Consider the following 9,213-nt stretch of genomic DNA (forward strand, 5'->3'; position numbering starts at 1 on the left):
TGTTGATCTGCTGGCTATCATCCCCACCTATGCCAGCATTTTTGCCCCTGGTCTGCATTTTCTGGCCACCATCCGCATCCTGCGAGTACTACGGATCTTCCGTGTCCTGAACATGGTGCAGTTTATGGGAGAAGGAAACAATCTCTGGCTGGCCCTGAAAAGAAGCCGCCACAAGATAGCGGTGTTTCTTTCCACGGTGCTTACCGTTGTCGTGTTTGTGGGCAGCCTGATGTACTTGATTGAAGGGGCAGACAGTGGTTTTACCAGCATTCCCAAAAGTATCTACTGGGCTATTGTTACCATGACCACAGTTGGTTACGGCGATATTGCCCCCAGGACGCCGCTGGGGCAACTGGTGGCATCGCTGCTGATGGTGGTTGGCTATGGCATCATTGCCGTGCCAACCGGCATTGTAACCAGTGAGATGATGCGCCCCCCGAAACCGGTTGCAGGAGAGGCCTGTCCCTGCTGCGGCAGGAAGGCAGAGGAAAAAACTCCTGAAATGAGCAACCGAACGAACACTACTTAAATGCGACCACCCCGCCCTTCGGGCACCCCTCCACAGGAGGGGAATAAAAACAGGGTGGTAATTCCCCTCCATGGAGGGGTGGCAGGCAAAGCCTGACGGGGTGGTGCCTATCAAGCGCCCAAAAGAACGGGGTAGTTTTATGCGTTATACCAATAAATTCATGTCACTGCCCTATAACCCTGCCTTAAAAGAACGGGCAAGGGAGTTGCGCAAATCCGGCAATTTGTCAGAAGTTCTGCTATGGAATCAGCTAAAAAACAGACAGTTCTTCGGGTTGGACTTCGACCGGCAAAAAATTATCGGCAACTACATAGTTGATTTTTACTGTGCTGAAAAACAGCTTGTACTTGAAATTGACGGTAGCAGCCATGACAATAAAGCTGACTATGATGCACAACGGGATGCCTTTCTGAACGGGCTGAATTTGATAGTGATTCACATTCCTGATACGGATGTTAAAAACAATCTGGCGGGAATTCTGATATATTTACGGAACCATCCTGCGGTAATAGAAGCAACCACCCCGCCCTTCGGGCACCCCTCCACTGGAGGGGAATAAAAACAGGGTGGTAATTCCCCTCCGTGGAGGGGTGGCAGGCGAAGCCTGACGGGGTGGTGCCTCTTATACCTCCCATGCTAATCGGTTCCTTGGCGGTACTAAAAACACAACAAGACTCAATGGAATACTTTACTGAATAACACTCCTGACCAGCCACGAAGTATATCCAACATAACAGGCCAGCAGCACCGCCCCCTCAACCCGGTTGATTCTGCCGGGACCGCGAAAGCCATACCCAAAGACAAATAATGAGAGCGTCAAGGCTGCCATAACCATCATGTCACGGGAAAAAACAACCTGGTCAAAGGAAAGCGGGTGAATAGTCCCGGCAATCCCCACCACTGCCAGGGTGTTAAACAGGTTAGAGCCGATCACATTGCCCAGGGCGATGTCATGCTCGTTTTTTCTAACCGCAATAATGGAAGAGGCCAGTTCCGGTAACGAAGTTCCCACAGCAACGATGGTCAGGCCGATGATCAGGTCACTGACACCCAGACGATGGGCGATATCCACCGCACCCCAGACCAGGATACGGGAACTGACAATCAGCAGCAGCAGCCCCGCCACCAGCCAGAACAGGGCCCGTCCAAGGGGCATGGCATGCATCTCCAGCTCATCCTCCATCTCGTCAGCAAGGGCATCTCCCCGTTGCTTCATACCCTGCCAGATAGTCCAGCACATCAAGCCTGAAAAGACAGCCAGGTGCAACCAGCCATCAAGCCGTGTCAACGACCCGTCCTTCATCATCACCAGAGCAAAAACGGTCACCACGGTCAGAATCGGCAACTCTTTACGCAGCACCTGTGAATGCACGGCAATCGGGCTGATCAGGGCAGTCAGCCCGAGGATCAGCGCGATATTGGTGATATTAGAGCCGTAGGCATTGCCCAGGGCGATACCGGGATTGCCCTGCCACGAAGCCAGGGCAGACACCACCATTTCAGGGGCCGAGGTACCAAAGCCCACCACCACCATACCGATCAGCAGCGCTGGCATGCCAAAATGGCGAGCCACAGCAGCTGATCCTTCAACAAAACGATCCGCGCTCCAGACAAGCAACGCCAATCCTGCGATCACAGCAATCAATGGTAATGTCATATTGTTATCTTCCCTGTTCCGTTCTGTTTCGTTTCAAGCTACCGGAATCCGCTCCGGTATTGGATGTTGCCCTGTTTGTACACCTTTTTTTGATGGCGGGTCAACTTGACAATCGCTGTTTTTATTCTATACAAAGTACGTGCAGGGCTTACTTTCAAAACATTTCTACAATCAAACTGACAAATGGGGAGCCTGCTCCCCGTTTGTATTTAACCATGGAGGGTCATGATGCAAAACAGTCTTGATCTGGGACTTGTAGGTAATGGCTGTATCGGCGCCCTGATAGATGCACAGGCCGAGATTGTCTGGTGCTGCATGCCCAGATTTGACGCTGACCCGGTCTTCTGTTCACTACTTAAGGAACACACTGACCAGGACAGTTTTGGCTACTGCACTGTTGAACTGGTTGAGCAGATCAGCGTGGAGCAGCAGTATCTGCCCAACACCGCTGTGCTGGTGACCCGTATGACCGACGCCGATGGCGGCGTGATCGAGATTACCGATTTTGCCCCGCGTTTTCACCAGTTTGGCCGGATGTTTACCCCGGTCATGCTGATTCGCCAAATCAAACGATTACAGGGCAGCCCGCGGATCAGACTGGTGGTCCGTCCTGCTGGCGACTACGGACGGGAACGCTGCCCGGTAACCTACGGCAGCCACCATATCCGCTACCTTTCTCCCGGCTGGACCATGCGCCTGACCACCGACGCCTCTATCACCATGCTGATGCAGGAGTTGCCGTTTTTTCTTGATGACAGCGTCACCCTGATCTTTGGCGCTGACGAAACCATCCCAAACTCCATCGGCGACCTTTCCCGCCGTTTTCTGGATGAAACGGTTTCCTACTGGCATGAATGGGTACGGGATCTGGGAATACCGTTTGAATGGCAGGATGCGGTAATCAGGGCCGCCATCACCCTGAAACTCAACACCTACGACGACACCGGCGCCATTATCGCCGCCATGACCACCTCGATCCCTGAGGCGGCCAACACCGTACGCAACTGGGATTATCGTTTCTGCTGGCTGCGTGATTCCTACTTTGTGGTCAATGCCCTGAATCGCCTGGGAGCAACCAAGACCATGGAGCGTTACCTGGGCTATCTGGCCAACATCTCTGCCGCAGCGCCGGGGGGCAGGCTGCAGCCGGTCTACGCCATTGACGGCAAGGCGCATCTGGAAGAACAGATTGTAGAAAGTCTGCCCGGTTATCGGGGGATGGGGCCGGTCAGGCGCGGCAACCAGGCCTTTGAACAGATTCAGCATGATGTCTATGGTTCAGCTATTCTGGCGGTAACCCATATCTTTTTTGATAAACGCCTGCTGCGCTGCGGTGATGCCGCCCTGTTTCAGCGCCTTGAATCATTAGGAGAAACCGCCCGTCAGGTCTTTGATCAACCTGACGCAGGGTTATGGGAACTGCGTGGCACTGCCCGCGTTCACACCTTTTCCAGTGTAATGTGCTGGGCTGCCTGTGATCGACTGGCCCTGATCGCCCAGCGGCTGGGATTACAGGACCGAATCAGGTACTGGCGTGATCATGCTGATCATATCTACACCACGATCTATCGCAGGGCCTGGAATGAAGATAAACAATCCTTTGTGGCCTCCTTTGAAGGAGATGCCATGGATGCCAGCCTGCTGCTGCTGCATGATGTCGGATTCCTCTCTGCCGATGACCCCTGTTTTGTCTCCACCGTCAGCGCCATTGAAAAGGAGTTGAAGCGGGGCGACTACATCTACCGCTATGTTGAAGCAGACGATTTTGGCGAGCCGGAAAACGCCTTTCTGGTCTGCACCTTCTGGTATATTCATGCCCTGGCCGCCCTGGGACGTATGGAAGAGGCACGCAGCCTGTTTGAAAACCTGCTCACCAAAAGAAACCGGCTGGGTCTGCTGGCTGAACATATTGACCCTCGCACCGGTGAATTATGGGGCAACTTTGTCCAGACCTACAGCATGGTGGGCTTAATCAACTCGGCCATCCGCCTCAGCAAACGCTGGGACACGGCGTTTTAGCAGGGCGTTGAAAATCGTCAGATCAGAAAGGAGGAGAGATGCTCCTGTACAGATTTCTGATACTATCCATTGTGGTACTGCTGACATCTTCCGGTATCTCCAATGCCGCCCCAAAGAAAAAAACCGACGTTCCCCCAGCGGCTGAAGCACCGGTAGCGACACTGCAACCGCTCGTCAAAGAGCCGGTGCTTTTGGGCGAAAAAACCATCCTGACAATCTCCACCGGTGTATTCTCCTTTACCCCGCGGGAGCGGGCCAGGGCCATTTCGGAGCGTCTTGACAGGGTCAGCCATGATCGCCTGCTGCCGGTTGACAAGGTGGTGGTGGTGGAGGCAGAGACCACCAGCGACATCGTGCTGCATGACCGGGTGTTGATGACCGTGACCGAGGCCGACGCCAAGGCAGCCGACAAGTCCCGTCAGGCCCTGGCGCAGGAACATGCCGATACGATCAGGTCTGCCTTGACCACGTTCCGTTCGGAACGCAGTGTCAAGAACCTGCTGATTGACCTGGCCCAGGCTCTGGGGGTAACGCTGGTGCTGGTACTGCTGCTGCTGGGTATCAGGCGGGCATTTCCCTGGCTGCAGAGTAGGATCACCGCCTGGAAAGGGACCTATATCCGTACCCTCCGCTTCCAGAGCATTGAACTGCTGCATGAAGATCAGATGGTGGCCCTGCTGCTGTCAGCGGCCCGCTTTGTCAGGCTGGTGCTGGTGCTGGGGCTGTTGTACCTCTCCATCCCGCTGGTCTTGAGCTTCTTCCCGATGACCGAAGGGGTGGCGGCCCGTCTGTTAGGCTATATTGAAGCGCCGGTGGTCAAGATCTGGCACGGGGTAACCACCTATCTGCCCAATGTGTTCTTTATTCTGGTGATCACGATCTGCACCTGGTACGTAATCCGTTTCAGCCGGTTCCTGTTTCATGAGGTGGAAAAACAGAACATCTCCCTGCCCGGTTTTTACCCGGATTGGGCCATGCCCAGCTTCAAGATCACCCGTTTTCTGATCATCGCCTTTGCCGTGGTGGTGGCCTTTCCCTACCTGCCCGGTTCCGACTCGCCAGCCTTCAAGGGGGTCTCGGTCTTTCTGGGGGTGCTGTTCTCCCTGGGCTCCTCTTCGGCCATCGCCAATGTGGTGGCCGGGGTGATCCTGACCTACATGCGAGCCTTCAGCGTGGGGGATCGGGTCAAGATCGCTGATACCATGGGGGATGTGATCGAAAAGACCCTGCTGGTGACCCGTGTCCGCACATCCAAGAACGCCGACATCACCATCCCAAACTCCATGGTGCTGGGCAGCCACATCATCAACTACAGCTCTTCGGCCCAGCTGATCCTGCATACCACGGTTACCATCGGCTATGATGTGCCCTGGCGTCAGGTGCATGAACTGTTGATTGCGGCTGCCCGTGCAACCGACCGGATCGTGGTTGATCCCAAACCGTTTGTACTGCAAACGGCGCTGAACGATTTCTCGGTCAGTTACGAACTAAACGCCTATACCGATGCCCCCTCCAGTATGGCATCGGTCTACTCGGCGCTGCACCAGAACATCCAGGACCGCTTTAACGAGGCCGGGGTAGAGATCATGTCCCCCCATTACAGCACCCTGCGGGACGGTAACATGACCACTATACCGGTCGATTATCTGCCGTCCGGTTACCAGCCCCCGGCCATCCGGGTGACCAACGTAACATCATGACGCGGAGCAACCGGCCATGACCCTAGATATCATCCTCATACTGGGGCTGACACTGTCAGCGGTGATCCTGTTTGCCACTGAAAAACTGCCGGTGGATCTGACCGCCATGATCATCATGGGCGCCATGCTGTTGTCCGGTATCATCACTGCCGAAGACGCCATCGGCGGCTTCAGCAACCCGGCCACGGTAACGGTGGGGGCGATGTTCGTGCTGTCGGCCGGCCTGTTCAAGACCGGTGCCGTTAATGTAGTCGGCAACCTGCTGGCAAGGGTGGGCAAAATCAGCTTCTGGCTGGTGCTGGTGGTGATGATGCTGGTGGTTGGAACCCTGTCCGCCTTTATCAACAACACAGCGGCTGTGGCGATCTTTCTGCCGGTGTCCCTGGCCATTGCACGTGACTGCAAGGTGGGGTCGGGGCGGTTGTTAATGCCGCTTTCCTTTGCCTCCATGTTCGGCGGGGTTTGCACCCTGGTGGGCACCTCCACCAACATTCTGGTCTCTTCCATTGCCGAGCGCCACGGTCTGGCACCGATCGGCATGTTTGAACCAACGCAGCTTGGCCTGATTTTTTTTGCTGTCGGTGCTGCCTATATGCTGCTGCTGGGGGTGCGGATGATTCCCGACCGGGCCAGCGGCGAAGAACGCGGCCAAGTCTTTGGCAGCGGCGAGTATCAGACCGAGATTGTGCTGGAGCCGGAGGCCCGTTCAGTGGGCACTGTACTGACACAATCACCTCTATTAAAGGACCTGGTTATCAGAGGTATCGATGTCTTCCGTGACGGCAAGCGTCTAGATGAACCGGCCGACACATTACTGCTGCAGACAGGTGATCACCTGAAAGTCCGCTGTGATCTGGAAAATTTCCGTAAACTCAAGGAACGACGCGGTATCGCCCTCCGTCAGCAGGGTGGCGCGGCAAAGAGCGAAGAGGCGGTGCTGGTGGAGGCGGTGGTAGCCCCCGGCTCCACCCTGGACGGTCGCAGCCTTCAGCAGGCCCGCTTCCGGTCGCGCTACGGACTGCAGGCCCTGGCCATTAGGCACCGCAACAATGTCAGACATGAAAACCTTGAAGATATTCGGCTCAAGGCAGGCGATGTGCTGCTGTTTGAGGTGGAGCAACACCACCTGGACCAGCTGCGGGAGGATCGCACCTTTGTGCTGGTATCCCAGGTTGAACTGCCGGTATTTCGCAGGAGCCGGATGCTGACCGCTGTGGCGATCGTTACCGGGGTGGTGGCGGCAGCGGCCTCAGGTTTTATCCCGATTGTGGCCGGGGCGATCGTCGGCTGCATCCTGTTGGTGATGACCCGCTGCATCACCCTGGATGAGGCCTATAGATCGATTAACTGGCAGGTAATCTTCCTGCTGGCCGGAGTACTGACCCTGGGAACCGGTCTAGAGAAGACTGGCGCAGCCCGCCTGCTGGGTGGCCTGATGGTAGAAACCCTCGGCAGTCTGGGGCCGATGGCCCTGGTCTCAGGCATCTATCTGGCCACTTCGATCCTGACCGAACTGATGTCCAACAACGCCACAGCTGCGCTTTTGGCACCGATCGCCATTGCTGCGGCAGAGAGCCAGGGGATCGACTCGCGGCCACTCCTGATGGCGATCACCTTTGCCGCCTCGGCCAGCTTCATGACCCCGGTGGGCTACCAGACCAACACCCTGATCTATGGGCCGGGCCAGTTCCGCTACGCCGATTTTCTCAAAGTCGGCACACCACTCAACATCCTGTTCTGGATCCTGGCAACCATTTTCATTCCGCGTTTCTGGCCATTTTAAAGGAGTACCTACATGCAGACTCTACTGAGCCAGGCCCGGGCAGCGCTTGAGATCAAACTGATCCAACTCGGGGAAACACCGATCACCCTTGCGGCGCTGTTCAAGCTGGTGATCCTGCTGCTGCTCCTGTTCTACCTGTCTGGCAGGCTCAGGGTGTTGATCACCGACCGGCTGCTGGCCCGCACCCGGATGGAGCTGGGGGCACGCCAGGCAGTCGGCTCCATTATACGCTATCTGGTGGTGGTGATCGGTCTGGTGGTGATCCTGCAGACCGCCGGCATTGACCTGACTGCCCTGAATGTGCTTGCCGGCGCTGTTGGCATCGGCCTGGGCTTTGGTCTGCAGAATATCGTCAACAACTTCATCAGCGGGTTGATAATTCTGTTCGAGCGGCCGATCAAGGAGGGAGACCGGATCGTGGTGGGGGATGTGGAGGGAGATGTGACCCATATCGGCGGCCGCAGCACCACAGTGGTAACTAACGACAACATCAGCATCATCGTGCCCAACTCCAATTTCATAACTGAAAATGTAATTAACTGGAGCCACAACGACCGCAAGGTGCGCTTCAAGATTCCGGTCACTGTGGCTTACGGCACGGACATTGAATTATTAGAAAAACTGCTGCTACAGGTGGCGGTCGAATGCCCAGATGTACTGCAGGAGCCGCCCCCCGGCACCCGGCTGATGGCCTTTGGTGATTACGGCCTGCAGTATGAGCTGCGGGTCTGGAGCACCACCTTGATCCACCGCAAAGGGGTATTGATCAGCAAGCTGAACCGGGCCATTTACAGCAGCTTTAACGAATATGGTATTGAGATTCCCTACCCTCGTCAGGATGTTTCCATCCTGAACACCAGGAAAGGCAGACCGGATCTCATTGCAGACGGTTCCCCTCCACTGCTATGATAAAGACATTTTGCAACTGCCTGGCTTAAAGGAGACTACACTATGTTCAAACGAATGAGCCTGTTCATGACCACCAACCTGGCAATCGTCTTTGTTTTAAGTATTGTCCTCAACCTGCTGGGGATCGGACCGATGCTGGATCAGCAGGGTCTTAACATGGGCAGCCTGATCGCCTTTGCGGCGGTGTTCGGCTTTGGCGGGTCACTGATCTCGCTGGCAATCTCCAAGTGGACCGCCAAGCGGATGACCGGCGCCCGGGTGATCACCGATCCATCCAGCGAGCTGGAACGCTGGCTGGTGGAGACTGTGCGTCGTCAGGCCCTGAAATCAAACATCGGCATGCCGGAGGTGGCAATTTACGATGCCCCGGATCCCAACGCCTTTGCCACCGGCATGAACCGCAACAACGCCCTGGTGGCGGTCAGTACCGGGCTGTTGCAGGTGATGGACCGCAGCGAGGTGGAAGGGGTGCTGGCCCATGAGGTGAGCTACGTGGCCAATGGCGACATGATCACCCTGGCCCTGATCCAGGGGGTGGTGAACACCTTTGTAATCGTGGCCTCGCGGGTGGTTGGCTACCTGGTGGACCGGATCATCTTCAAGACCGAACGGGGAC

8 protein-coding genes are annotated in these 9,213 nt (G+C 56.0%); 7 read left to right on the forward strand and 1 reads right to left on the reverse strand.

Annotated elements, in window-relative coordinates:
- Both OEL57_RS10385 and OEL57_RS10390 read left to right on the forward strand, forming a co-directional pair.
- Positions 1-529, forward strand: a 529-nt coding sequence (locus OEL57_RS10385; protein ID WP_300740374.1) for an ion transporter, incomplete at its 5' end; no start/stop codon positions are given.
- Between the two features lie 70 nt (positions 530-599).
- Positions 600-1,088, forward strand: a complete 489-nt coding sequence (locus OEL57_RS10390; RefSeq protein WP_300740377.1) for an endonuclease domain-containing protein — start codon at positions 600-602, stop codon at positions 1,086-1,088.
- Between the two features lie 129 nt (positions 1,089-1,217).
- On the opposite strand, the gene OEL57_RS10395 is transcribed toward OEL57_RS10390, so the two are convergent.
- Complete coding sequence (locus tag OEL57_RS10395) at positions 1,218-2,186, reverse strand: calcium/sodium antiporter (protein ID WP_300740379.1); 969 nt, start codon at positions 2,184-2,186, stop codon at positions 1,218-1,220.
- A 225-nt stretch (positions 2,187-2,411) separates the two neighbouring features.
- Between OEL57_RS10395 and OEL57_RS10400 the strand changes: the two genes are divergently transcribed.
- The 5 genes from OEL57_RS10400 to htpX all read left to right on the forward strand — a co-directional run.
- Positions 2,412-4,205, forward strand: coding sequence for a glycoside hydrolase family 15 protein (locus tag OEL57_RS10400; protein WP_300740382.1), 1,794 nt, complete (start codon positions 2,412-2,414; stop codon positions 4,203-4,205).
- Between the two features lie 38 nt (positions 4,206-4,243).
- A complete protein-coding gene (locus tag OEL57_RS10405; protein WP_300740385.1) occupies positions 4,244-5,905 on the forward strand; it encodes a mechanosensitive ion channel family protein in 1,662 nt (553 codons plus the stop codon).
- A gap of 16 nt (positions 5,906-5,921) precedes the next feature.
- Positions 5,922-7,688: an SLC13 family permease gene (locus OEL57_RS10410; protein WP_300740387.1), complete on the forward strand. Its 1,767-nt coding sequence runs from the start codon at positions 5,922-5,924 to the stop codon at positions 7,686-7,688.
- 12 nt (positions 7,689-7,700) lie between these two features.
- Entirely contained in the window at positions 7,701-8,597 is an 897-nt protein-coding gene (locus OEL57_RS10415; protein WP_300740390.1) for a mechanosensitive ion channel family protein, read from the forward strand.
- Between the two features lie 42 nt (positions 8,598-8,639).
- Positions 8,640-9,213 (forward strand): protease HtpX (gene htpX / locus OEL57_RS10420; RefSeq protein WP_300740392.1); only part of this gene is annotated, 574 nt, incomplete at its 3' end.

Origin of the sequence: Trichlorobacter sp., assembly GCF_030247655.1 — a bacterium.
Lineage (GTDB): Bacteria > Desulfobacterota > Desulfuromonadia > Geobacterales > Pseudopelobacteraceae > Trichlorobacter.

Excerpts from the sequence above, each read along its gene's own strand:
- OEL57_RS10390 (WP_300740377.1), top strand. The coding sequence starts at position 600 with ATGGAGGGGTGGCAGGCAAAGCCTGACGGGGTGGTGCCTATCAAGCGC.
- OEL57_RS10395 (WP_300740379.1), bottom strand. The coding sequence starts at position 2,186 with ATGACATTACCATTGATTGCTGTGATCGCAGGATTGGCGTTGCTTGTC.
- OEL57_RS10400 (WP_300740382.1), top strand. The coding sequence starts at position 2,412 with ATGATGCAAAACAGTCTTGATCTGGGACTTGTAGGTAATGGCTGTATC.
- OEL57_RS10405 (WP_300740385.1), top strand. The coding sequence starts at position 4,244 with ATGCTCCTGTACAGATTTCTGATACTATCCATTGTGGTACTGCTGACA.
- OEL57_RS10410 (WP_300740387.1), top strand. The coding sequence starts at position 5,922 with ATGACCCTAGATATCATCCTCATACTGGGGCTGACACTGTCAGCGGTG.
- OEL57_RS10415 (WP_300740390.1), top strand. The coding sequence starts at position 7,701 with ATGCAGACTCTACTGAGCCAGGCCCGGGCAGCGCTTGAGATCAAACTG.